Here is a 21,844-nt window from a genome sequence, read left to right on the forward strand (position 1 = left end):
GGCTGTTACCGGCCGGGTACACGAAACCAACTGTCTCGTGAGGAACACACAGGGTCAGGGGCACGCGGGATCACGCCGACAGCGGGAACTCCTCGCCCAGCGCCCGGAAGACGTCCGTGTTGAGCGCGAACGCCTTCTTGCACTCCGTCACGCTGCGCTGTTTCTCCAGGTCGTCCGCCGGGACCGCGTCCAGGAGTTCGCGGTAGCCGCGCTTGAACGCGGCCGGGTTGGAGATCTCCTCGAAGACGTAGAAGCGGACGCCGTCGCCCCTCCTCGCGAAGCCCCAGGTCCTCTCCGCCTTGTCGCGGATGATCTGGCCGCCGGAGAGGTCGCCCAGGTAGCGCGTGTAGTGGTGGGCGATGTAGCCGGCCGGCCACGTGCGCGAAGCTCACGGCGAAGGGTGCGAAGGCGTTCGGTGGCCTGTGAACGGCCGGCGCGGAACTCGACCCGGTCGGCCTGTCCGTGGCACTCACCGACGATGCGAAGGTCCCCGACGGCACTGGTGGCACGAACGGCTCAGGCGGCAGTACCGGTTGCCTCACCACGGGCGGTTCCGGGGGGCGGGCAACACCGGTTCGATCACCGGCGGCGTCGGCTCGGCCATCGGCGGTGTCCAGGTCGGTCCCCTCGGCGCGGCGGCCGATGTGGCCGTTGCGGCGGGTGCGGGTATCGTCCTCGCGCTGCGCCGGCGCCGTACGACGTCCGAGTGAGGCCGCAGTTGCCAGCCTCACGGTGAAGCTGCCGGCCAGCAGCACTCCGCCGGGCACCCTGACGGCGCCCGGCGGCTGCTGTTCACCTCTCCCGCGGAAGCCTCACCAGGTGCCCGGCTCCGCGTACCAGGAGCGCCGCGGGTAGGGCGAGGGCCCGTCGGGCGCGTACGACAGGACGACGTACACGTACGAGCGTCGCGGCATGCTGGAGTCCGTCACGGACCAGGCAGGACGATCGCGTACGCGTACGACACGCTGAACCGGCCCCTCGCGACGTACGAGGGCTCCCTCCAGGGCCGCAAGCTCACCGAGCAGACCTACGACACCCTCCCGGGCGCCCTCGGTATGCCGGTCTCCACGACCCGCTACGTCGACGGCAACGCCTACAAGCAGGAGGTCACGGGCTACGACGAGGAATACCGTCCCCTCGGCTCGAAGATCACCATTCCGGAGTCCGAGGGCAAGCTGGCCGGGGAGTACGTGTACAGCAGCACGTACACCAAGACGACCGGCATGCTCCAGACGATGACGCAGCCGGCGGTCGCGGGCCTGGCCAAGGAGCGGACGTCACTCGGCTACAACGGCCTCGACATGATCGACAGGATGGCCGTCGCGGGCAGGACGTTCGTGGCCGGTACCGAGTACACATCGCTCGGTGATGTCGTCCGGACCCGGGTCGGCACGGCGGGCAAACAGCTCATCACGAGCCGCGAGTTCGACGAGCAGACCCGTCGCCCGCTCCGTACGGTCTTCGACCAGGAGGTCGGCACGACGGGCACGTCCCGGATCAGCGACGTCCGCACGGCGTACGACGCCTCCGGCAACATCCTGAAGATCACGGACGCCCAGGGCCCGAACCCGACGGCGACCACGACGGACACGCAGTGCTTCGCGTACGACTACCTGCGCCGCATGACGGAGTCCTGGACGTCGGCGAAGGCCGACGACTGTGCCGTCCCCACCGGTCCGGGCGCCAAGCCGCAGGTCGGCGGCCCGAATCCCTACCGGACGTCGTACACGTTCGACGCGGCCGGCAACCGGAAGACGGAGGTCAAGCACGACGTCACCGGTGACACCACCAAGGACGTCACCCGTGAGTACGAGTACGCCGAAGACGGCACCACCACCAGCAGGCTCCTCAAGGTCCACACCCAGGGACCCGAGGGCGAGCGTGAGGACTCCTTCGGCTACGACAAGGTCGGCAACACCACCCGCCGCACCGTGATGGGCACCACCCAGAACCTGGAGTGGAACATCGAGGGCCACCTGGAGGAGGTGACCGAGGGCACCGGCGACGAGGCCAAGTCCACGTCGTACGTGTACGACGCGGGCGGCAACCGCCTCATCCGGCGCGACCCGAACGGCACGACCCTGTACCTGCCGGGTACGGAGATCCAGCTGGACAAGGCCGGGAACGTCGTCAAGGGCACGCGCTACTACCAACACCCTGCCGGCCCGGCGATGGTGCGCACCGCCGAGAACGGCAAGACCACCACCGCCTACCTCCTCTCCGACCACAACGGCACGGCGACCGTGACCGTGGACGCCGCGGCGGGTGCGGTGACGCGTCGCGCGTTCACCCCGTTCGGTGAGGTGCGCGGTCAGAAGCCGTCGATGTGGCCGGGCGAGAAGGGCTTCGTCGGCGGCACGATGGACGAGTCCACCGGACTCACCCACCTCGGCGCACGGGAGTACGACCCGGCGATCGGACGGTTCATCTCGGTCGACCCGATGATGGACACGGCCGAGTCGCAGACGATGAACCCGTACGCGTACGCCAACAACAGCCCGATCACGTACAGCGATCCGTCCGGCCAGTTCTGGGGCTTCTTCAAGGTCATCCAGACGGCCGTCAAGATGTACAAGAAGGCCTACGCCGCACTCACCGGCGGCACACCTCCGGCCCCGTCCAAGCCGGTGCCCAGCGTCAGCAAGAAGGACGTGGAGCGGGCCAGGTGGCTGAAGAAGCAGTCCAAGATGGACATGGTCATGCACGTGGCCAAGGAGGCGGTGAAGGAGGCCAGCGGCTACAACGACATCGTCGACTGCCTCAACGGCGCCCTGGGCACCTGCGCCATGATCGCCCTCGAGGCCGCGGTCCCGTTCGCGGGCAAGGCCAAGCGCCTTCTCAAGGCCCTGGACAAGGCATGGAGCGCCTACCGCAAGTGGGAGGACGAGGTCCGCTGGGCCACCGGCATCATCAGGCGGGCCGACGACGACGCCAAGGCCATGGCCAAGTACACGGAGGACATGGCCGAATGGAAGAAACAGGCTGACGCCGCCAAGGCCGCGAAGAAGGCGAAAGCCGAGGAAGTCGAAGCGACAGCCGCCAAGAAGGCCGACAGCGACGGCGACGGCGGCGGAGGCGACGGCACCCAGTCCGCCGGCGAGTCCTGCCGGGTGAACAGCTTCACTCCCGAGACTCCGGTCCTGATGGCCGACGGGCAGAAGAAGCCCATCAAGGACGTCAAGCCCGGTGACAAGGTGCTGGCCACCGACCCGAAGACCGGCAAGACGGCGGTCAAGGAAGTCACGGCCCTCATCATCGGCAAGGGCACGAAGAACCTCGTCGAGATCACTATCGACACCGACGGTGAGAAGGGCAAGAAGACCGCCAAGACCACGGCGACGGACGGCCACCCCTTCTGGGTGCCCGAACTGCGCGAGTGGGTCAGTGCCACGGACCTTCAGTCCGGCGACTGGCTGAAGACGAGCGCCGGCACCCGCGTCCAGATCACCGCCGTCAAACGCTGGACCCAGCAGGCCACGGTCTACAACCTGACGGTCGCTGATATCCACACGTACTACGTGCTGGCCGGCGCGGCACCGGTCCTGGTCCACAACTGCGGCCCCAGTGTTGACGACCTGCACAAGAGCGCGACCGAGCCGCTCAATGGCAAGAAGAAGGGCCCCTCTGGCGCTGAGCGGGCCTACATGAAACACTCCAGGCCCAAGAAGGAAAATCCGCGGCCTGATTCAACACTGATCGATCTCAGCTCCGGTGCTGATATCAAGTACATTTCTCACGCCCTGGTTGAGGATCTTCTGACGAACCCTCGTTCGGCCGTCCGGTCCTATAATCACTCGGATCACGGTGATGTGATCGAATTCCATCTACCCGATGTGGGAGCACGATGGAGTGCATCCGGACGCTTCATCGGGTTCCTCGACCAGCCGAATCTGAAACGTGGAAAGCCATGATCCCAGGGGACCCAAAGGAAACGTTGAGGCGCCTCGAAAATCAGATCGGCGGCATGGTCGAAGTTTGGGTGCTTCACGCTGATCTCGATGCCTGGAACGCAGCCGTTGAGGCCTTGCGTGAAAATGGGTATCGCATCGAACTCACCCGTTCGGGAACTCCGATAGCGGGACCACTCACGGCGGAGATGTTCAGCGATGAAGGCGAGCAAGGTGACGCTTGCGAGATGTACGTGGACGTTGGCGTCGGACGCTGGTGGACGGGTATCTTCTCCACGGAACTGATCGACTTCCAGGGCCGTCCGGAGTGGATTGCATCGACTCAGGAGCTTGCTGAGATATCCGATTTCATGCAGGTCCTGGCTGATGCAACGAAAAAAGAGACGATCTTCATCCCTGAGTCGCTGGATGGGAAAGTGAAGCGCTACATGATTCGCAACCCGAAGGCTTAGGGCTCATGGTCTGGTAGTCGGGCCACTTCACTCCACGATGCCGGTCCGTGAAAGCGGGCCGGCATCGTGACGGTTGCCTCGACTCTCACGGCCGCACCGGTCCCTGCGGCCTCGCGGCTCGCACGGTGCTTGAATGCCCCCGTGACCGATTACGACGTGCTGCGCGTCTTCTGTGGGCCCCGTGGCGGGTACGGCAATGAGTTGGGTGTCGTGCGCGACGGTTCGGTGATGCCCGAGCGGGAGGAGCGGCAGGAGTTCGCCGCGAAACTCGGGTTCAGTGAGACCGTGTTCGTCGACGACCCCGAGCGCGGGGTGATCGACATCTACACGCCCACCCTGCGGCTGCCCTTCGCCGGCCACCCCTGCGTCGGCACGGCCTGGCTGATCGACGTGCCCGAACTGGTCGTTCCCGCCGGGGTGATGGGTGCCCGGCAGGACGGGGAGTTCTGCTGGATCGAGGCGCGGGCGGAGTGGGTGCCGCCGCGCACCCTGCGCCAGTACGCGAGCGCCGCCGAGGTCGACAACCTGCCCGTGCCGGCGAAGGGGGAGTGGGTCTACGCCTGGGCCTGGCTGGACGAGTCGGCCGGCCGGATCCGCGCCCGCGCCTTCCCCGGCCGCGACGACGGCATCGACGAGGACGAGGCGACGGGCGCCGCGGCCCTCCTCCTCACCGACCGACTGGGCCGGGCCCTGAACATCACCCAGGGCACGGGCTCCCAGATCCTCACCGCCCCCAGCCGGAGGGCTGGACGGAGATCGGCGGCCGCGTCTACCTGGAACGCTGACAGTTCCACTGCGTGACGAAGACGCCCCAGGCGTCCCGCCCGAAGGGGATCACCGGTCCGGCCGGGTTCTTGCTGTCGCGGACGGGGGCGAGGGCGGGGATGTTGTGGGCGAGTTCCAGGCACTCATTGTTGCCGCCGCTGTGAGTACTGCTACGCCACTCCGCGTCCGTCAGGTCCCGTATGTCGTGGCGTGCGGTGTTCATGCTCTGTGCTCCTCGGCCCTGCGTCGGATGACCGTGCGGGATTCCACGGGGGAGAGCGCAGAGGTACGGGCGGCGTCGAACAACTCCTGATAGCGGGCGACTTCGGTCTCCCGCTCCAACCACATCGAGCCGGTGGGGTTGTCTGCCAGCACCACGTCGAGCGCCGCTTCCTCGGGGAAGCCCAGTACTACGTACGGCCCGAACATACTCGCATGGGCGCCACGGGAGAACGGTAGGACCTGGATGGTCACATTGGGCTGCTCGGACACGGTCAGGAGTTGTTCCAACTGTGCCGCCATCACCTCCGGCCCTCCGACCTGCTGAAGAAGCACAGCTTCTGACAGGACGGCCCAGAGCTGGAGCGGGGAGTCACCGACGAGACGTTCCTGACGGGCAAGGCGTACCCGGACGAACTGCTCGATCTCGTCTGCCGTTTGCCACTGACGTGAGGCGACGGTCACGGCGCGGATGTATTCCGGGGTTTGCAGCAGGCCCGGCACCAGTTGCGCCTGGAACGTGCGGATGACTCCCGCCATGGTCTCGAGCGCGATGTAGTCGCGGTAGGTGTCGGCCAGCACCGATCCGTACTGGTTCCACCATCCTTGCCTGCGCCGGCGATTGGCCTTGCGGGCGAGCGTGCCGAGTCGTCCGTGGAGTTCGACGTCCGTGGCTCCGTACGCGAGCAGCATGGCGGTCAGGTCCGGGATGCGGACGGTCACGCGGCCGTTCTCGATGCGGCTGATCTTTCCCTTGGTGCAGTCGAGGGCTTCGGCTGCCTGCGCGGTGGTGAGCCCGGCGGCCTCACGCAGCCGACGCAGTTCGTCGCCCAGTTGGCGCCCGAGGACGGTCGACGGGCTTGAGGCAGTGGCGTTCGCAGACATGGCAATACCTCTAGCAGTCGGATAGATGGGATGTGCGTGCCGTAACTCGAACGATGGAATATCCAGCGCATCTCAACTGGAAACGTTGCTAGTACGCATAGCGTGCCTTCACTCTGTCGATGTGTGCGGTCCCGACGGGGCCCGCGTCAACGCGGATCTCGCCGCTGACGCCGAATCCTGAGGAGACCCCATGACCTCATCGAACGACATCGCCTTCCGGCTTCCGCGCAGCCGCCGCAGCGTCCCCCGTGCCCGGGCACTGCTGCACGCCGTGCTCGGTGACTGGGGTGTGGGCCAGGAGGCGTTGGACAACGCCGAGTTGGTGCTCTCGGAACTCGTCACCAACGCGTTGCGCGTCCCGGCGCCGGGTGACCGGCAGGTGGGCGTGCGGATCAGCCGTTCCGTGGCGGACGGGCTGCTGCGGATCGAGGTGAGCGACGCCGGAGGCGGACGGCCCGAGGTGCGGGAACCCGGGGAGGAGGAGACCGGCGGGCGGGGACTCCTGCTCGTCGCGGCGCTCGCCCATCGGTGGGGCTACGAGACGCGCCCCGCTGGGATCGGGAAGACGGTGTTCGCGGAGCTGAAGGCTCCCGACATCGTGGCCGGACCCGAGGTGCGTGAGGTGGCGGCGGTCATGGTCCGGGTGGGGCAGAAGGTACGGGTGTGGGGCGAGTGGCGCACCGTGCGGCGCGTGCGTAGCGAGCAGGACGCGGCCGGCGGCCCCGCCGCGGTGCTGGAGTTCGACGACGGTTCCGCACTGCGGGTGCACGCGGCCGAGCCGTTGGCCGTACGGGCGGGAGATCCCCGCGGATAATGTGGCGCAGTGCACATGTGGCAGTGTGGAGAGGAGGTGGCAGGGTGATCACGCGCATCGAGATCGACGGGTACAAGTCGTTCGACGGCTTCGCCCTCGACCTGTCGCCGTTCACCGTCCTGGTGGGAGCCAACGCCTCGGGCAAGTCGAATCTGCTGGAGGCCGTCGATCTGCTGGGGCAGCTGATCCGGGAGCCGACGAGCCAGACCCTGGTCGACCATGCCCGACGAGGCGGCCCGAAGGAACTGTTCCGGCGGGACCCGGACGGAGCGCCGGTCGGCGCCATGCGCATCGCCGCTCACGTCCTCGTGCACGGTTACGCAGGGTACTGCCACATCAGGGTCGAGGCGCGGGTGACGTACGCGGATCCGCCGGACCCCCTGCGGATCGACACCGAGGTGCTCAACGTGCACGATCACTGCGGGGGGAACCCGGACTGGACTCCGCCCGTTCTTCCGGCCTTTCCGTACCTCGACCACAGTGAGACCGGTCAACTGCATTGCACGGAAGTCCCCGTGCAGGACGCCGGCTACGGCAGAGAGCTCGCCGAGGCCACCAGGAACTGGCGGATCCTCGAACCCTCACCGAAAGCGATGCGCGTCGTCTCCTCCACGTACGACACCGCACCCCTCGCGGAGGACGGCAAGAACCTCGGGGCCGTCCTGGGGCGGATCGCCCGGGACCCGGAGCGCTGGTACGACTTCCGCGCCGACGCGGTGGCGTTGCTGCCCGACCTCGTGGACATCACGGTGGAGGCGAATGCCGAGTGGGGGCAGTGGGACGTCTGGCTCCAGCACCGGCACGAGCACCGTGTGACCCCCGGTGCCGCGTCGGCGGGCACCCTGCGCGTTCTGGCGCTGCTCGCCGCGGCTCACGACCCCGCACATGAAGGGATCCTCCTGATCGAAGAACCCGAGAACGGCCTCCACCCCACTCGGGTCCCGCAGTTGCTGTCCCGACTGAAGGGCAGAACCAGCGACCCGGCGACACTCACCGCCGGTGACGGAAGACAGATCCTGATCACCACCCACTCACCGGTCGCGCTCGCCGCCGCGCTGGAGGACGCCCCGGACTCGGTGGTGTTCCTGGACACCGTCACCCGGTTCGGTGACGGTCATCCGCCCCGACGGCTGAGCCGGGCGCGGAAGGTGGCGGAGAGCGGCGAGCGCGGGACGTTCGTCACCCCCCTCGAAGTGCGGAAGTACCTCGATCCCCTGGGACGGTACGCGCGTGGGGCGTAGGTATCTCAGTCTCGCCCTCCTGACGGAGGGAGCCAGTGACCAGTGGTTCCTCGTTCCACTCGTCGACCGGATGATCGCCGAGCTCGCCCTTGAGGCACCGGTCGGCTTCGACTACTCGGGAGTGGTGGCCGGCGAATGCTTCACCGTGGCGCATCGGGACCTGGTGGCGCGTGAAGTGACCGATCTGCTGCGCTACTTCGACATCGTGATGGTCCACCACGACCACAACGAGCGGGGCAAGGTCGATGCCGTCCGTCAGCGGTTCCCCGACGATGCGCACCGCATCGTGGCCCTGGTGCCCGTACGGGAGACCGAGGCGTGGATGCTGGCGGACCCCGAAGCGCTCGGAGAGGCCGCACCCACGCGTGACGCCGCGTGGGAGATGCCGCACGACGTGGAGAAGGTTGCCGACCCGAAGGCCGTGCTCAGGGCGGCACTGGGCGGGCGGCGCGACGCGGAGCGGGACTTCGGCCGACTGGGGCAGACGGTCGCGCTCGACGCGCTGAGCAAGGTGCCCGCGTACCGGCGCTGGACCACTGAGCTGCGCGGGGCCATGGAGCGACTGCGGTTCCTGTGAGCCCGGTCGGGGTCACGCCGACAGCGGGAACTCCTCGCCCAGTGCCCGGAAGACGTCCGTGTTGAGTGCGAACGCCTTCTTGCACTCCGTTACGATGCGCTGCTTCTCCAGGTCGTCCGCCGGGACCGCGTCCAGGAGTTCACGGTAGCCGCGCTTGAACGCGGCCGGGTTGGAGATCTCCTCGAAGACGTAGAAGCGGACGCCGTCGCCCTTCCTCGCGAAGCCCCAGGTCCTCTCCGCCTTGTCGCGGATGATCTGGCCGCCGGAGAGGTCGCCCAGGTAGCGCGTGTAGTGGTGGGCGATGTAGCCGGCCGGCCAGGTGCGGGCGCACTCGGCGACCCGGGCCGCGTAGGTCCGGGTGGCGGGGAGGGCGGTCAGCGTCGAGCGCCAGCCGGGGCCGCGCAGGTGGGCCAGATCCCGCTCCAGCGCGGCCAGCCGGAACAGTTCCGGCTGGATGAACGGGCCCGCCACCGGGTCCGGTGCCAGCCCCCGTACACCGGACTCCAGTGCCTCGTACACGAACCACAGCTGCTCGGTGTAGCGCGCGTAGGCGTCAACGCTCAGCCGGCCGCCGAGCAGATCGCTCATGAACGTCGACGTCTCCGCCTCCACATGCTGCTCGTGGGAGGCGGTGCGGATGAGGGTCGAGAAGGAGTCCATGGCCCGATCTTCTATGGTTAGGCTTACCTAAGTCAATGACTTGTCGACGGCTTGTCGGGAACTTCCCCGCCCTCGCGCCACGGCAAACAATGAGCCCGCCCCCGAGGAAGAGGACGGGCCAGGAGGGAGGGGGGGAGAGGGGTGGCTCTACGGCAGGGTCAGAATGTCCGCCCCCGTGTCCGTCACGACCAGCGTGTGCTCGAACTGGGCCGTTCGCTTGCGGTCCTTGGTCACGACCGTCCAGCCGTCGTCCCACATGTCGTACTCGTGGGTCCCCAGCGTCAGCATCGGCTCGATGGTGAAGGTCATCCCCGGCTGGATCACCGTCGTCGCGTGCGGACTGTCGTAGTGCGGAATGATCAGGCCGGAGTGGAAGGACGAGTTGATGCCGTGGCCGGTGAAGTCACGGACCACGCCGTAGCCGAACCGCTTCGCGTACGACTCGATCACGCGGCCGATGATGTTGATCTGGCGGCCCGGCTTGACCGCCTTGATCGCGCGGGCGAGGGACTCACGGGTGCGTTCCACCAGCAGCCGGCTCTCCTCGTCCACCTCCCCGACCAGGTACGTCGCGTTGTTGTCGCCGTGCACCCCGCCGATGTACGCGGTGACGTCCAGGTTGACGATGTCGCCGTCGCGCAGCACCGTCGAGTCCGGGATGCCGTGGCAGATCACCTCGTTGACCGACGTGCACAGCGACTTGGGGAAACCGCGGTAACCGAGCGTGGAGGGGTAGGCGCCGTGGTCGCACATGTACGCGTGCGCCACCCGGTCCAGTTCGTCCGTGGTCACGCCGGGAGCGATGAGTTTCGCGGCCTCCTCCATCGCCCGCGCGGCGATCCGGCCGGCGGTCCGCATCGCCTCGATCGTCTCGGGCGTCTGCACCTCCGGCCCGGTGTACGGCGTGGGGGCGGGCTTTCCGACGTACTCGGGACGGCGGATGTTCCCGGGTACGGAACGGGTGGGGGACAGTTCCCCCGGAACGAGCAGCGACTGGCCAGACATGCCGGCGAGTCTAATTCAGCGGCGATGGGGGACCATCTCCCTGGCGAGAGGAGCCGGTCATGCCCCTGTTCAAGAAGCGGACGGTCGGAAAGCCGGGCGAGTGGTACTACTGCCTGGAGCACAAGAAGGTCGAGGAGGGCCCGGACTGCCCGGCCAAGGACCGCTTCGGCCCGTACGCGAGCCGCACCGAGGCCGAACACGCCATGGAGACGGCCCGCGAGCGCAACCTCCAGTGGGAGAACGACGCCAAATGGCACGACGCCCCCACGGGTGAACGCGACGACGACTGACGTCCTGGGAGCATCCCTCCGGGACCGTCACCAGCGCGTCGGCGGCGGAGCCGTCAGCAGGTCGGCCAGCCTCGACAGGCGGTCCCGGAAACGGCGGGGCCCCCTGCGGGCCGGCAGGGTGTTCTCCCCGGCCGCCGCGCTCACCAGGTGCTGCACGGTGTCCAGGTCCAGCTCGGACCCCTCGGGCACCGGCAGGACCTCGTGGGCCAGCGCCGGGAGCTCGCCCTCGCCGGGGCCCAGGCAGAGCAGCGTCGCCCCGGCCCGGCGGGCGTCGGAGATCCGTTCGAGCAGTGGTGCGGGCGGCTCCCCGGGCGCCACCACCAGCAGCGTCTCGCCCCGCCGCGCCGCCTCCAGCCGCCCCGGGCCCACCGCAAGATGCGCGGGGCCCGAAGGGCGCGGGTCGTGCCGTACGAGCGTGGGGGCCAGCTCCGGCGTGCCCGACCAGGCGGCCTCGTCCACCAGATGCGCCGCCAGATGCCACGGCTCGTACTCCGGCGTGCCCACGAGCAGCAGCCCGCCGCCGTGCGAGACCACCGACCCGCGCAGGGTCCCCGCGAAGTGCCGGGTGTCACCCAGCCACCCCGTCCCGGCGAGCACGTCCCGCAGCAGCGCCACCCGTACGGCATCCATAGGTCGCATCCTGCTCCAACCGCTCGGCCACGGCCCGGCGTTCGCCCCGGGTTCACCCGTCCCGGGGACAGGGCGCCGCCGCTCCGTGACGGCGCTCACGCGCGCCGGAAACGGCCGGGTCACGGACGTAGGGTCGGGCCCATGACCTCTAGCGACAGCGCACAGCAGCCCGTCAAGGCCCCCGCGAAGGCACCGGCCAAGGACCCCTGGGACCTGCCCGACGTGTCCGGGCTCGTCGTCGGCGTGCTCGGCGGCACCGGACCGCAGGGCAAGGGCCTGGCCTACCGGCTCGCCAAGGCCGGCCAGAAGGTGATCATCGGCTCGCGGGCCGCCGAGCGCGCCCGGGCCGCCGCCGAGGAGCTCGGGCACGGCGTCGAGGGCGCCGACAACGCCGAGACCGCCCGCCGCAGCGACATCGTGATCGTCGCCGTGCCCTGGGACGGCCACGGCAAGACCCTGGAGTCCCTGCGCGAGGAACTGGCCGGCAAGCTCGTCGTCGACTGCGTCAACCCGCTCGGCTTCGACAAGCAGGGCGCCTACGCGCTCACTCCGGAGGAGGGCAGCGCCGCCCAGCAGGCCGCCGCGCTGCTCCCGGACTCCCGGGTCACCGCGGCCTTCCACCACCTGTCGGCCGTGCTGCTCCAGGACCCGGAGATCGACGAGATCGACACCGATGTGATGGTGCTCGGCGAGGTCCGGGCCGATGTCGAGATCGTGCAGGCGCTGGCGGGCCGCATCCCGGGCATGCGGGGCATCTTCGCCGGGCGGCTGCGCAACGCCCACCAGGTGGAGTCGCTGGTCGCCAACCTGATCTCCGTCAACCGCCGCTACAAGGCACACGCCGGGCTCCGCGTCACGGACGTCTGAGGCGATGGGGGACACTGGACGCCGTAGCAGTGTCCCCCGACAGGAAGCCGCCGGCCATGCCCCGCCTCGCCCTCTACGCCCTCGTCGTGTGCCTCCTCGCCGTCGCCGCGGCCGTCGTCTCCTTCGTGCAGGGCGACGTGTTCATCGGCGTCGTCTGGATCCTGCTGGTGGGCCTGTCGTCCAACATGACGTGGTACTACGTCAAGCGGGGGCGTGCCGAGCGGGGCGAGGGCTCCGTCACGGGCTGACCGAGCAGACGCCGCTCGTGTCGCTCCAGAAGCGGAACAGCTCGTAACCGCAGTACGTCTCGAACTCGTGGATCCCCAGGGTCCCCAGCAGCGAGTCGACGACCCCGAAGAACGCGCCGTTCACCTCGGGCACCCACAGCAGCGCGAACACGAACAGCAGACCGAACGGCGCGAACGGCTCCACCTGCCGCCGGACACCGTGCGACAGCCAGGGCTCGATCACCCCGTAGCCGTCCAGGCCGGGCACCGGCAGGAAGTTCAGGATCGCCGCCGTCACCTGGAGCAGTGCCAGGAAGGCCAGCGCGAAGCGGAAGTCGGCCGGTACGCCGTCCAGTGCGTCCAGCCAGAACGGGGCCGTGCACACGATCGCGAACAGCACGTTCGTCAGCGGTCCCGCCGCCGAGATCAGGCTGTGCCGCCACCGCCCCCGGATCCGGCCGCGCTCGATGAACACGGCACCGCCCGGCAGACCGATCCCGCCCATGATCACGAACACCACGGGGAGCACGATGCTGAGCAGGGCATGGGTGTACTTCATCGGGTTCAGCGTGAGATAGCCCTTGGTGCCGACCGATATGTCGCCGCTGTGCAGGGCGGTGCGCGCGTGCGCGTACTCGTGCAGGCACAGGGAGACGATCCAGGCGGCCGTCACGAACAGGAACACCGCGATCCCGGGCTGCTCCGCGAACCCGGTCCAGGTGGCCCACCCGGTGACCGCCGTCACGGCCAGGATCCCCAGGAAGACCGGGCTGATCCTCCGGTCGCTGTGACGGGCGGCGGCGGTGGTCATGGGGCTCCCTGGACTGTCGGGCACGCGGTGACACGCGGGGGACTGCCCGACGGTACCGGGCGCACGGGGAGAACGTCCCGCCCCGTCCGCGGGTTCCGTACGGCCCGGGGCGGGCGTGCTCGGTTACCCGGGCGCGCCCGGTACGCGGGGCGGCCCCGGTGGCGGTCGGCCCCGGTGGCGGTCGGCTCGGCGGCCCACCCCCGCACATCGCCGTCCGTCCGACTCCTGCCGGCTCCCCGCACGTGCTCGGCCCGCCCGGCGCCCGCTGCCGCGAGCGCGGACAGGGCTCACCGCCCCGACCCCGGTGCCCCTTTCGGCCGCCGCCGGACAGAATGGACCCCGTGCGCTATCGCATCCTCGGTACCACCCAGGCACTCCGTCCCGACGGCAGCGCCGTCCCCGTCGGCGGGGCGCGGCTGCGGGCGCTGCTGACCGTGCTCGCCCTGCGGCCCGGTCGTACCGTCCCCGTGAGCCTGCTGGTCGACGAGGTCTGGGACGGCGATCCGCCGGCCGATGCCCCCGGGGCGCTGCAGGCCCTGATCGGGCGGCTGCGCCGGGTCCTCGGCACGGATGCCGTCGCGTCCGTCGACGGCGGCTACCGGCTGACCGCCGCGCCCGACGACATCGACCTCCACCGCTTCGAGCGGCTGGCCGGCGAGGGGCTGCGCGCCCTCGCCGACGGTGACCCGGCGAAGGCGGCCGCCGTCCTCGACGACGCCCTCGCCCTGTGGCGCGGCCCCACCCTCACCGGCCTGCCCGACCGCACCGCGGAGGAGGCCCGCCTGGCGACCCGGCACGTGGACGTGCTGCGCGCCCGGCACATCGCGGCCCTCGCCCTCGGCGACGCCGAGCAGTCCCTGCCCGAGCTGACCGCACTGTGCGACAGCCACCCCCTCGACGAGCGCCTTCAGGCACTGCGGCTGCGCGCCCTGCGCGACACGGGCCGCACCGCCGAGGCCCTCGCCGCCTACGACGACGTACGGCGCCTGCTCGCCGACCGTCTCGGCTCCGACCCCGGGACCGAACTGCGCGCCCTGCACGCCGAGTTGCTGAAACCCGAGCCGGAGCCCGCCGCACCGAGGACTCCGGAGGGCGTGCCGCCCGGCAACCTGCGGGCCCGGCTGACCTCGTTCGTCGGCCGGGAGCGGGACATCGAGACCATCCGCGCCGACCTCGCCGCCGCCCGCCTCGTCACCCTCCTCGGACCGGGCGGGGCCGGCAAGACGAGGCTCTCCCAGGAAGCCGCCGAAACCGTACGGCAGACCGTCCCCGACGGCGTGTGGCTCGCCGAACTCGCCCCCGTCGACGATCCCGACGCCGTCCCCGAGGCCGTACTCACCGCCGTCGGGGCCCGCGAGACCGTGCTGTACGGCGCCGGCGCCGAGAGCATGCGGACCGTCACCGACCGGCACGCCGAACCGGTGGAACGCCTCGCCGAGCACTGCGGTCCACGCCGCATGCTGCTGATCCTGGACAACTGCGAGCACGTCGCCCTGGCCGCCGCCCACCTCGTCGAGACCCTGCTGGAACGCTGCCCCGGTCTCACCGTGCTCGCCACCAGCCGTGAACCCCTCGGCGTGCGCGGGGAGTTGCTGCGCCCGGTGGAGCCGCTGCCCGAGCCGGTCGCCCTGCGGCTGCTCGCCGACCGCGGCGTTGCCGCCCGCCCCGGTTTCCGAACCGACGCCGACGACGACACCGCGGCGGCCTGCGCGGAGATCTGCCGCCGTCTCGACGGACTGCCGCTGGCCATCGAACTCGCCGCCGCCCGGCTGCGGATGCTCACCCCGCGCCAGATCGCCGACCGGCTCGACGACCGTTTCCGGCTGCTCACCTCCGGCAGCCGCACCGTCCTGCCCAGGCAGCAGACCCTGCGGGCCGTCGTCGACTGGTCCTGGGACCTGCTCGACGAGGACGAACGCGACGTACTGTGCCGCCTGTCGGTCTTCGCGGGCGGCAGCGATCTCGCCGCCGCCGAGGCCGTCTGCGGACCGGCCGCTCTCGACGCGCTCGGCTCCCTCGTCGACAAGTCCCTCGTGGTGGCGGTCCCTTCGGGCGACGACGGGATGCGCTACCGCCTCCTGGAGACCGTCGCGGAGTACGCGGGTGAACGGCTCGACGAGTCCGGCCGGCGCCCTCGGGCCGAGCGCGCGCATCTGACGTACTACCGCGAACTCGCCCGCACCACCGAGCCGATGCTGCGCGGGCCGGACCAGCCGGCCGCCATCGCCCGGCTGGAGCGGGAGTACGAGAACGTGCGCACGGCCCTGCGCCACGCCCTCGTCCTGCGCGACGAGCAGGAGGCGCTCTGCATCATCCTGTCGCTGACCTGGTACTGGCAGATGCGCGATCTGCGCATCGAGGCCCGCAACTGGTGCGCCGAGGCCATGGCCCTCGCCCCCGACCCGTTCACCGAACCGGTGCGGCCCGCCGCCCCGCTGTGGCAGCGCTGCACCGACGCCCCGCCGCCCATGACCGGCGAGGTCCTCGCCGAGGCCCGCCGGGGGGTGCATCTGGCGCATCTCGCCCACATGGACACCGAGCTGGACGACTGGCAGACCCCCCAGGCGCAGCACAAGCTGCGCCTGGTCGGCGCGACGTACGAGCCCGGCATGCCGCAGATCTGCCGGCCGCCCGGTCTGCTCTGGGTGTTCGCCGTGATGCTGACCGGCGACATGGAGCGGCTGCGCCACGTGGTGGACGTGGCGATCCGCACCTGCCGGGAGAACCCCGGGTTCGAATGGGAGCTGGCCTGCAACCTCCAGCTGCGCGCCAACTTCCTGGCCAACCGGAGCGACTGGGCCGGTGACGCCCGCCGCGCCGCCGACGAGGCCCTGGAGATCCACCGCAGGCTCGGCGACACCTGGGGCATCGCCGAGGCCCTCTCCGCGCGCGGCGAGGCCCGTGAACGGGCCGGCGCGTACGAGGACGCCGCAGCCGACTTCGAGGCGGCGATCGAGTACGCCGACCGCCTGGGTGCCCGTGCCCATACGGCCGTGCTCACCGCCCGGCTGGGCAGCGCGCTGCTGGAGGCGGGTGACCCGGAGCGCGGTGAGCGGCTGCTGCGCGAGGTCATCGAGGACACGCGAGGACGGCACACCGAGGCCCTGCCAGCCGCCCGGCTCTTCCTCACCGGCTGGCTCTGCACGACCGGGCGTACGGCGGAGGCCCGGGAGCATCTGCGGGCTCTGCGTGAGGAGTTCCGCATCGCGCACTACGTCGTCTTCGACGCGTTCATCCTCGGTGCCGAGGGCTGGCTGGAGGTGGCCGAGGGCAACGACGAGCAGGGCCTGGCCGTCATCCGCGAGGCGATCCGGCAGGCGGGCGATCCGCTGTCCGCCGCCATGGCACCCCATATGCGCGCCGCCTACCTCACCCTGGGGGCCGTCGCCCTCGCCGGGCTCGACGGCGGGCGGCGCGCCCGGGACGCGGCCCGCTGCATCGGCGCCGCCGACTCCTGGCTGCCGCCCGGACACCACGCCACGCTGCTGGAACGCCAGGTGCGTGAACGTGCCGAGGCACGTGCCCGGGCGGCACTCGGCGGCACGGCGTACGAGACCGCGTACGCCGAAGGCGACGGCCTCCCCCCGGAGGAGGCCGTCGCCCTGCTCGAACCGGCGTGATCAGGTCTTCGTACGGAACGCGTGGATCGCGACCGGGGCCATCACCGCGGTGATCCCCACCGACCAGGCCAGCGTCATCCACAGGTCGTGCGCGACCGGGCCGCCCACCATCAGCCCGCGCGCGGCGTCCGCCAGCGCGGACAGCGGGTTGTACTCGGTGAAGTTCTGAAGCCAGCCCGGCATCGACTGCGGCGGCGCGAAGATCGACGAGCCGAACTGCAGCGGCATCAGCACCAGGAAGCCCATCGCCTGCACCGACTGCGCGTTCTTCATCACCACACCCAGCGTGAGGAAGACCCACATCAGCGCCGAGCCGAACACCGCGGACAGTCCCACGGCGGCGAACAGGCCCGGCCAGTGGGTGATGTCGAAACCGACGAGCACGCCGACGATCACCAGGATGGCGGTGGCGACCAGCATCCGCATCATCTCGACCGAGATCTTCGCGAACAGCACCGAGCCGCGCCCGATCGGCAGCGACCGGAAGCGGTCCATGACCCCGGTGTGGAAGTCCTGGTTGAACCCCGTGCCCACCCCCTGGGCCATGTTCATGCCCATCATGGCCATCAGTCCGGGCACGATGTACTGGACGTACGCCTCCTGTCCGCCGCCCAGCGACTGCCCGATCGAGCCGCCGAAGACGTACACGAAGAGCAGGGTGAAGACGACCGGGAACAGCACGGCGTCGAACATCGACTCCGGGTCCTGCCGGATCCACAGCAGATTGCGGCGCACGAGAGCCCCGGTGTGCCGCAGATGGGCGCGCAACGGGATCCGCGCGTCCGCGCGGAGACCGGTGACGTCGGCGGTGGCGGCGGTCGTGACGGTGGTGGCGGCACTCATACGGCGACGACCTCCTCGTGGGTGTCGGCGGGCACGGCGTCCTGCGGGGCACTGGCACGGTGGCCGGTGAGGGACAGGAACACCTCGTCCAGGCTGGGCAGTTCGGTGGTGAGGGCGCTGAGGGTGATCCCGCGGGCGTGGACGGCGCCGACGACGGCGGTCAACTGCTCGTCGCTGAGCACGGGCACGAGCACGGAAGCCCGCTCGGTGTCCACGGTGGTGCCGGCGAGCCCGGTGATGCCGAGTGCGTCGAGGGCCTCGGCCAGCGGGCGCAAGTGGAGCGGGTCGGCCGGGCGGATCCGCAGCGTGCGGCCGCCCACCCTGGCCTTCAGCTGCTCGATGCCGCCGCTCGCGATGACCTTGCCCCGGTCCACGACGGTCAGCATGGAGGCGAGCTGCTCGGCCTCCTCCATGTACTGCGTGGTCAGCAGCACCGTCACCCCGTCCCCGACCAGCCGCTCGACCTCGTCCCACACCTCGTTGCGGGTCCGGGGGTCCAGTCCCGTGGTCGGCTCGTCCAGGAACAGCACGGCCGGCCGGCCGATCATCGAGGCGGCCAGGTCGAGCCGCCGCCGCATCCCGCCGGAGTACGTGGCGGCCGGCCGCCGGGCCGCCTCGGTGAGCGAGAACCGCTCCAGCAGCTCGTCGGCGCGGGCCCGTGCCTCCCTGCGGGGCAGGTCGAGCAGCCGCCCGATCAGATACAGGTTCTCCCAGCCCGGGAGCTTCTCGTCCACGGAGGCGTACTGCCCCGTCAGTCCGATCACCCGGCGCAGCTGCCGGGGCTCGCGGACCACGTCGTACCCGGCGACCGTGGCATGCCCCGCCGTCGGTGCGAGAAGGGTGGACAGAATCCGTACCAGCGTGGTCTTCCCGGCCCCGTTCGGCCCGAGCACCCCCATCACGGTGCCTTCCCGCACCTCCAGATCGACCCCGTCCAGCGCCTTGGTCTCCCCGTAGTGCTTGACCAGCCCCCGCACGGAAACGGCGGCGCTCCCCGGTTCCTTGTCGTTTCGCGTCATGCCGATGACGCTCTCAACCCCCACCGACAAGCCACCGACAAACCACCGACATCCCACCGACAGGGCCGGCCAACGGCACCGACACCTCCCGCCCGGCCACCGCGACCGTCGGTTGAGCCACCCCAGCGGCGCACCGCGTCCGCGAGAGCGGCGTCGCCTCAGGCCCACAAAGGAGCCGGCCCCGTCGACGGGGGAAGATCGACGGGGCCGGCGGATGGTGCGGCAATGGCTCAGCGGCAGCCGCGAGGCTGCTCAGTGCACGGAGTGCTCCTCCTGCGGGAAGGTCCCGCCCACCACGTCCTCGGCGAACGCCTTCGCCGCCCCGCTCATGACCTCACGCAGATCCGCGTACTGCTTCACGAACTTCGGCACCCGCCCCCCGGTCAGCCCCAGCATGTCGGTCCACACCAGCACCTGGGCGTCGGTCTCCGCCCCCGCCCCGATGCCGACGGTGGGAATCTGCAGCACCCGGGTCACCTCGGCGGCCAGCTCCGCCGGCACCAGCTCCAGCACCACCGCGAACGCGCCCGCGTCCTGCACGGCCTTGGCGTCCCGCAGCAGCTGCTGCGCCGCCTCCTCGCCGCGCCCCTGCACCCGGTAGCCCATCGCGTTCACCGACTGCGGGGTCAGCCCGATGTGGGCCATCACCGGGATCCCGGACTCCACCAGCAGCTCGATCTGCCGGTGCGACCGCTCGCCGCCCTCCAGCTTGACGGCGCCCACGCCGGCCTCCTTGACCAGCCGGGTCGCCGAGCGCAGCGCCTGCACCGGTCCCTCCTGGTAGGAGCCGAAGGGCAGGTCGCCCACGATCAGGGCGCGCGAGGTGCCCCGTACGACCGCGGCGGACAGCATGGTCATCTCGTCGAGGGTGACGGGCACGGTGGTCTCGTACCCGAGGTGGCAGTTGCCCGCGGAGTCACCGACGAGCATGACCGGGATGCCGGCCTCGTCGAAGACGGACGCGGTCATCGCGTCGTACGCGGTGAGCATGGGCCACTTCTCGCCGCGCTCCTTGGCGGCGGCGATGTCCCGGACAGTGATGCGGCGCGTGCCCTTGCCCCCGTACAGCGTCTTGCCGGCGGAGGATCCGGGCGTCATCCCGGTCTGGGCAGCCGAAAGCTGCGTCATGGAACCGTCTCCCAACACGTCATCTCGAGGCGCCCTGACGGCGTCCCCGGACCACGTCCATGGTGGCACCTCGACCGGACGAGGGCCAGAGGCAGTCCCGCGAGCCCGTTCCGGGCCCTCTGTGAGCTCCGCCCCACCCCGCGCCGGTGCCCCGTCCGCCCCGGCGCGATGTCCGGCAGGAAGTGGGAGAAACGCCTTCGATACGAGACGGTACCGTATCGAAAGTCGCTACGCTGGACCGCATGACTTCTCCTGCCGCCCCTGCCCGCCGGGTCCCGGAAGCCGTGCACCGGCGCCGCTGGGTGATCCTCGGCGTGCTGATGCTGAGCCTGCTGATCGTCGTCCTGGACAACTCGATCCTGAACGTCGCCATCAAGACGATCTCCACCCCCGCACCCACCGGCCTGGGGGCGACACAGGGCGAGCTGGAGTGGGCGATCAACGCCTACACGCTCGTCTTCGCCGGCCTGCTCTTCACCGCGGGGCTGCTGGGGGACCGGCTCGGCCGCAAGAAGGTGCTGATCGGCGGTCTCGTCGCGTTCGGCATCGGCTCGGCGCTCGCCGCGTTCTCGGGCTCCCCGGCCGAGCTGATCGGCTTCCGCGCGGTGATGGGTCTGGGCGCCGCGTTCGTCATGCCGGCCACGCTGGCGGTCCTGATGAACGTCTTCGAGCGCGACGAACAGCCGAAGGCCATCGGTATCTGGGCGGGCGGCGTGGGACTGGCCATCGCCATCGGCCCGATCACCGGCGGACTGCTTCTGGACCACTTCTGGTGGGGCTCGGTCTTCCTCGTCAACGTGCCCATCGTGGTCCTCGCCGTCGCCCTGATGCTGTGGCTGGTCCCCGACTCCCGTGATCCGCAGCCCGGCCGGATCGACCCCGTGGGCGTCCTGCTGTCCGTCACCGGCCTGGTCCTGCTCGTCTACGGAATCATCAAGGGCGGCCAGCTCGCCGACTTCGGCGACGTCACCGTGCTGTCGACCACCGGCGCCGGTCTCGCCGTACTCGTCGCCTTCGTGGTGTACGAGAAGCGCAGCGACCACCCGTCCATCGACATCACCTATTTCAGGAACAGGGTGTTCTCCGCGGCGATCGTCGCGATCGCGCTGGTCTTCTTCGCGCTGATGGGCGTGACGTTCTTCGCGGTGTTCTACATCCAGAGCGTGCGCGGCCACTCACCGCTGGAGACGGGCCTGCTGATGCTGCCGCTGGCCGCCGCGCAAATGATCTTCGCGCCCCGGGCCCGCCTCCTCGTGGACCGCTTCGGCAACAAGGCCACCACGACGGCCGGACTGCTCCTGCTCGCGGCGACGCTGGCCGCGTTCACCGTCCTGGACGGGGACACACCGATCTGGATCCTGGAGGTCGTCTTCTTCCTCATGGGGGCCGGCATGGCGCACGTCATGACGCCGGTCAGCGTGGTCATCATGCAGACCATGCCGCGTGAGAAGGCCGGCTCGGCCTCCGCGCTCAGCAACACCTTCCGCCAGGTCGGCGGCGCCCTCGGCATCGCCGTACTCGGCTCGGCGCTGTCCACCGCCTACCGCGGCGACATCGAGGACAAGCTCGGCCCGCTGCCGCTGCCGCCCGGTGCCCGGCATGCCGCGGGGGAGTCCATCGAGGCGACCCTGGCCGTGGCGGACCGGCTGGGACCGCGCGGCGAGGCGCTGGCCCGCGCGGCCGACGAGGCGTTCCTGCACGCGATGCACGTCACCGCGCTGTGGGGAGCGGGCATCGCGGTGCTGGGCGCCGTCGTCGTCGCCGTGTACCTGCCCGGCCGTACGACGAAGCCCGTGGGGGACGACCAGGACCAGGAACTCATCTCGGCGGCGGACTGAAACCCCTGGGCGGTGGACCGCCGCCGCAGCCCACCGGGAGAATCA

Annotated in this window: 20 protein-coding genes and 2 pseudogenes; 12 read left to right on the forward strand and 10 right to left on the reverse strand. The window is 70.3% G+C overall.

What is annotated here, in order from left to right; all coding sequences use genetic code 11:
* Window positions 1-70 precede the first annotated feature (70 nt).
* Window positions 71-385, reverse strand: a pseudogene (locus ACZ5C2_RS04445) (biliverdin-producing heme oxygenase); the annotation flags it as partial.
* 148 nt (window positions 386-533) lie between these two features.
* Here ACZ5C2_RS04445 and ACZ5C2_RS04450 point away from each other — a divergent pair.
* From ACZ5C2_RS04450 to ACZ5C2_RS04465, 4 genes and pseudogenes are all read left to right on the forward strand, one after another.
* Complete coding sequence (locus ACZ5C2_RS04450) at window positions 534-710, forward strand: hypothetical protein (RefSeq protein ID WP_468786416.1); 177 nt, start codon at window positions 534-536, stop codon at window positions 708-710.
* Window positions 711-1,055: 345 nt separating this feature from the next.
* Window positions 1,056-3,911: a polymorphic toxin-type HINT domain-containing protein gene (locus ACZ5C2_RS04455; protein WP_468786418.1), complete on the forward strand. Its 2,856-nt coding sequence runs from the start codon at window positions 1,056-1,058 to the stop codon at window positions 3,909-3,911.
* A gap of 23 nt (window positions 3,912-3,934) precedes the next feature.
* Window positions 3,935-4,360: a hypothetical protein gene (locus tag ACZ5C2_RS04460; RefSeq protein ID WP_468786420.1), complete on the forward strand. Its 426-nt coding sequence runs from the start codon at window positions 3,935-3,937 to the stop codon at window positions 4,358-4,360.
* Between the two features lie 141 nt (window positions 4,361-4,501).
* Window positions 4,502-5,145, forward strand: a pseudogene (locus ACZ5C2_RS04465) (PhzF family phenazine biosynthesis protein).
* Here ACZ5C2_RS04465 and ACZ5C2_RS04470 read toward each other — a convergent pair.
* On the reverse strand, window positions 5,130-5,348 hold the full coding sequence (locus ACZ5C2_RS04470) for a DUF397 domain-containing protein (RefSeq protein ID WP_468786422.1): 219 nt from the start codon (window positions 5,346-5,348) through the stop codon (window positions 5,130-5,132). The pseudogene ACZ5C2_RS04465 and the gene ACZ5C2_RS04470 overlap by 16 nt on opposite strands.
* Window positions 5,345-6,229 carry a helix-turn-helix domain-containing protein gene (locus ACZ5C2_RS04475; protein ID WP_468786423.1) on the reverse strand — a complete coding sequence of 295 codons (885 nt, stop codon included), beginning with the start codon at window positions 6,227-6,229 and terminating at the stop codon, window positions 5,345-5,347. The genes ACZ5C2_RS04470 and ACZ5C2_RS04475 overlap by 4 nt, the downstream gene beginning before the upstream one ends.
* Before the next feature lie 190 nt (window positions 6,230-6,419).
* On the opposite strand from ACZ5C2_RS04475, the gene ACZ5C2_RS04480 reads away from it, so the two are divergent.
* From ACZ5C2_RS04480 to ACZ5C2_RS04490, 3 genes are read left to right on the forward strand one after another with little or no spacing between them, the layout of a single operon-like run.
* Window positions 6,420-7,043 carry an ATP-binding protein gene (locus tag ACZ5C2_RS04480; RefSeq protein WP_468786424.1) on the forward strand — a complete coding sequence of 208 codons (624 nt, stop codon included), beginning with the start codon at window positions 6,420-6,422 and terminating at the stop codon, window positions 7,041-7,043.
* Window positions 7,044-7,087: 44 nt separating this feature from the next.
* Window positions 7,088-8,284, forward strand: a complete 1,197-nt coding sequence (locus ACZ5C2_RS04485; protein ID WP_468786426.1) for an AAA family ATPase — start codon at window positions 7,088-7,090, stop codon at window positions 8,282-8,284.
* Window positions 8,274-8,861, forward strand: coding sequence for a DUF4276 family protein (locus ACZ5C2_RS04490; RefSeq protein WP_468786428.1), 588 nt, complete (start codon window positions 8,274-8,276; stop codon window positions 8,859-8,861). Before ACZ5C2_RS04485 ends, ACZ5C2_RS04490 begins: the two co-directional genes overlap by 11 nt.
* A gap of 12 nt (window positions 8,862-8,873) precedes the next feature.
* Here the strand turns inward: ACZ5C2_RS04490 and ACZ5C2_RS04495 are convergent, their stop codons facing one another.
* Window positions 8,874-9,521 carry a biliverdin-producing heme oxygenase gene (locus ACZ5C2_RS04495; protein WP_468786430.1) on the reverse strand — a complete coding sequence of 216 codons (648 nt, stop codon included), beginning with the start codon at window positions 9,519-9,521 and terminating at the stop codon, window positions 8,874-8,876.
* 147 nt (window positions 9,522-9,668) lie between these two features.
* Window positions 9,669-10,526: a type I methionyl aminopeptidase gene (gene map / locus ACZ5C2_RS04500; RefSeq protein ID WP_468786432.1), complete on the reverse strand. Its 858-nt coding sequence runs from the start codon at window positions 10,524-10,526 to the stop codon at window positions 9,669-9,671.
* A 59-nt stretch (window positions 10,527-10,585) separates the two neighbouring features.
* On the opposite strand from map, the gene ACZ5C2_RS04505 reads away from it, so the two are divergent.
* A complete protein-coding gene (locus ACZ5C2_RS04505; RefSeq protein ID WP_468786434.1) occupies window positions 10,586-10,816 on the forward strand; it encodes a hypothetical protein in 231 nt (76 codons plus the stop codon).
* Window positions 10,817-10,843: 27 nt separating this feature from the next.
* On the opposite strand, the gene ACZ5C2_RS04510 is transcribed toward ACZ5C2_RS04505, so the two are convergent.
* On the reverse strand, window positions 10,844-11,446 hold the full coding sequence (locus ACZ5C2_RS04510; protein ID WP_468786436.1) for a hypothetical protein: 603 nt from the start codon (window positions 11,444-11,446) through the stop codon (window positions 10,844-10,846).
* Between the two features lie 141 nt (window positions 11,447-11,587).
* Here ACZ5C2_RS04510 and npdG point away from each other — a divergent pair, with 141 nt between their 5' ends.
* Complete coding sequence (gene npdG, locus ACZ5C2_RS04515) at window positions 11,588-12,313, forward strand: NADPH-dependent F420 reductase (RefSeq protein ID WP_468786438.1); 726 nt, start codon at window positions 11,588-11,590, stop codon at window positions 12,311-12,313.
* A gap of 56 nt (window positions 12,314-12,369) precedes the next feature.
* Window positions 12,370-12,561, forward strand: coding sequence for a hypothetical protein (locus ACZ5C2_RS04520; RefSeq protein ID WP_468786440.1), 192 nt, complete (start codon window positions 12,370-12,372; stop codon window positions 12,559-12,561).
* Here ACZ5C2_RS04520 and ACZ5C2_RS04525 read toward each other — a convergent pair.
* A complete protein-coding gene (locus tag ACZ5C2_RS04525) occupies window positions 12,551-13,351 on the reverse strand; it encodes a site-2 protease family protein (RefSeq protein WP_468786442.1) in 801 nt (266 codons plus the stop codon). The genes ACZ5C2_RS04520 and ACZ5C2_RS04525 overlap by 11 nt on opposite strands.
* Window positions 13,352-13,683: 332 nt before the next feature.
* On the opposite strand from ACZ5C2_RS04525, the gene ACZ5C2_RS04530 reads away from it, so the two are divergent.
* Complete coding sequence (locus ACZ5C2_RS04530) at window positions 13,684-16,971, forward strand: AfsR/SARP family transcriptional regulator (RefSeq protein WP_468786444.1); 3,288 nt, start codon at window positions 13,684-13,686, stop codon at window positions 16,969-16,971.
* Here ACZ5C2_RS04530 and ACZ5C2_RS04535 read toward each other — a convergent pair whose 3' ends face one another.
* The 3 genes from ACZ5C2_RS04535 to panB all read right to left on the reverse strand — a co-directional run bounded on the left by ACZ5C2_RS04535 (window position 16,972) and on the right by panB (window position 19,961).
* Complete coding sequence (locus ACZ5C2_RS04535) at window positions 16,972-17,814, reverse strand: ABC transporter permease (RefSeq protein ID WP_468786446.1); 843 nt, start codon at window positions 17,812-17,814, stop codon at window positions 16,972-16,974.
* Complete coding sequence (locus ACZ5C2_RS04540) at window positions 17,811-18,833, reverse strand: ATP-binding cassette domain-containing protein (RefSeq protein WP_468786448.1); 1,023 nt, start codon at window positions 18,831-18,833, stop codon at window positions 17,811-17,813. Before ACZ5C2_RS04540 ends, ACZ5C2_RS04535 begins: the two co-directional genes overlap by 4 nt.
* A gap of 252 nt (window positions 18,834-19,085) precedes the next feature.
* The gene (gene panB, locus ACZ5C2_RS04545; protein WP_468786450.1) at window positions 19,086-19,961 is read right to left on the reverse strand and encodes a 3-methyl-2-oxobutanoate hydroxymethyltransferase; all 876 of its coding nucleotides are present in this window, start codon (window positions 19,959-19,961) and stop codon (window positions 19,086-19,088) included.
* 242 nt (window positions 19,962-20,203) lie between these two features.
* Between panB and ACZ5C2_RS04550 the strand changes: the two genes are divergently transcribed.
* Complete coding sequence (locus ACZ5C2_RS04550; RefSeq protein ID WP_468786452.1) at window positions 20,204-21,799, forward strand: MFS transporter; 1,596 nt, start codon at window positions 20,204-20,206, stop codon at window positions 21,797-21,799.
* Window positions 21,800-21,844 lie beyond the last annotated feature (45 nt).

This window comes from Streptomyces sp. NPDC031365 (genome assembly GCF_055569765.1).

What these genes read in the sequence shown, in the direction of transcription:
- ACZ5C2_RS04455 (WP_468786418.1), top strand. Translation starts at nt 1,056, where the DNA reads ATGCCGGTCTCCACGACCCGCTACGTCGACGGCAACGCCTACAAGCAG.
- ACZ5C2_RS04470 (WP_468786422.1), bottom strand. Translation starts at nt 5,348, where the DNA reads ATGAACACCGCACGCCACGACATACGGGACCTGACGGACGCGGAGTGG.
- ACZ5C2_RS04475 (WP_468786423.1), bottom strand. Translation starts at nt 6,229, where the DNA reads ATGTCTGCGAACGCCACTGCCTCAAGCCCGTCGACCGTCCTCGGGCGC.
- ACZ5C2_RS04480 (WP_468786424.1), top strand. Translation starts at nt 6,420, where the DNA reads ATGACCTCATCGAACGACATCGCCTTCCGGCTTCCGCGCAGCCGCCGC.
- ACZ5C2_RS04495 (WP_468786430.1), bottom strand. Translation starts at nt 9,521, where the DNA reads ATGGACTCCTTCTCGACCCTCATCCGCACCGCCTCCCACGAGCAGCAT.
- map (WP_468786432.1), bottom strand. Translation starts at nt 10,526, where the DNA reads ATGTCTGGCCAGTCGCTGCTCGTTCCGGGGGAACTGTCCCCCACCCGT.
- ACZ5C2_RS04505 (WP_468786434.1), top strand. Translation starts at nt 10,586, where the DNA reads ATGCCCCTGTTCAAGAAGCGGACGGTCGGAAAGCCGGGCGAGTGGTAC.
- ACZ5C2_RS04510 (WP_468786436.1), bottom strand. Translation starts at nt 11,446, where the DNA reads ATGGATGCCGTACGGGTGGCGCTGCTGCGGGACGTGCTCGCCGGGACG.
- npdG (WP_468786438.1), top strand. Translation starts at nt 11,588, where the DNA reads ATGACCTCTAGCGACAGCGCACAGCAGCCCGTCAAGGCCCCCGCGAAG.
- ACZ5C2_RS04520 (WP_468786440.1), top strand. Translation starts at nt 12,370, where the DNA reads ATGCCCCGCCTCGCCCTCTACGCCCTCGTCGTGTGCCTCCTCGCCGTC.
- ACZ5C2_RS04525 (WP_468786442.1), bottom strand. Translation starts at nt 13,351, where the DNA reads ATGACCACCGCCGCCGCCCGTCACAGCGACCGGAGGATCAGCCCGGTC.
- ACZ5C2_RS04530 (WP_468786444.1), top strand. Translation starts at nt 13,684, where the DNA reads ATGGACCCCGTGCGCTATCGCATCCTCGGTACCACCCAGGCACTCCGT.
- ACZ5C2_RS04535 (WP_468786446.1), bottom strand. Translation starts at nt 17,814, where the DNA reads ATGAGTGCCGCCACCACCGTCACGACCGCCGCCACCGCCGACGTCACC.
- ACZ5C2_RS04540 (WP_468786448.1), bottom strand. Translation starts at nt 18,833, where the DNA reads ATGACGCGAAACGACAAGGAACCGGGGAGCGCCGCCGTTTCCGTGCGG.
- panB (WP_468786450.1), bottom strand. Translation starts at nt 19,961, where the DNA reads ATGACGCAGCTTTCGGCTGCCCAGACCGGGATGACGCCCGGATCCTCC.
- ACZ5C2_RS04550 (WP_468786452.1), top strand. Translation starts at nt 20,204, where the DNA reads ATGACTTCTCCTGCCGCCCCTGCCCGCCGGGTCCCGGAAGCCGTGCAC.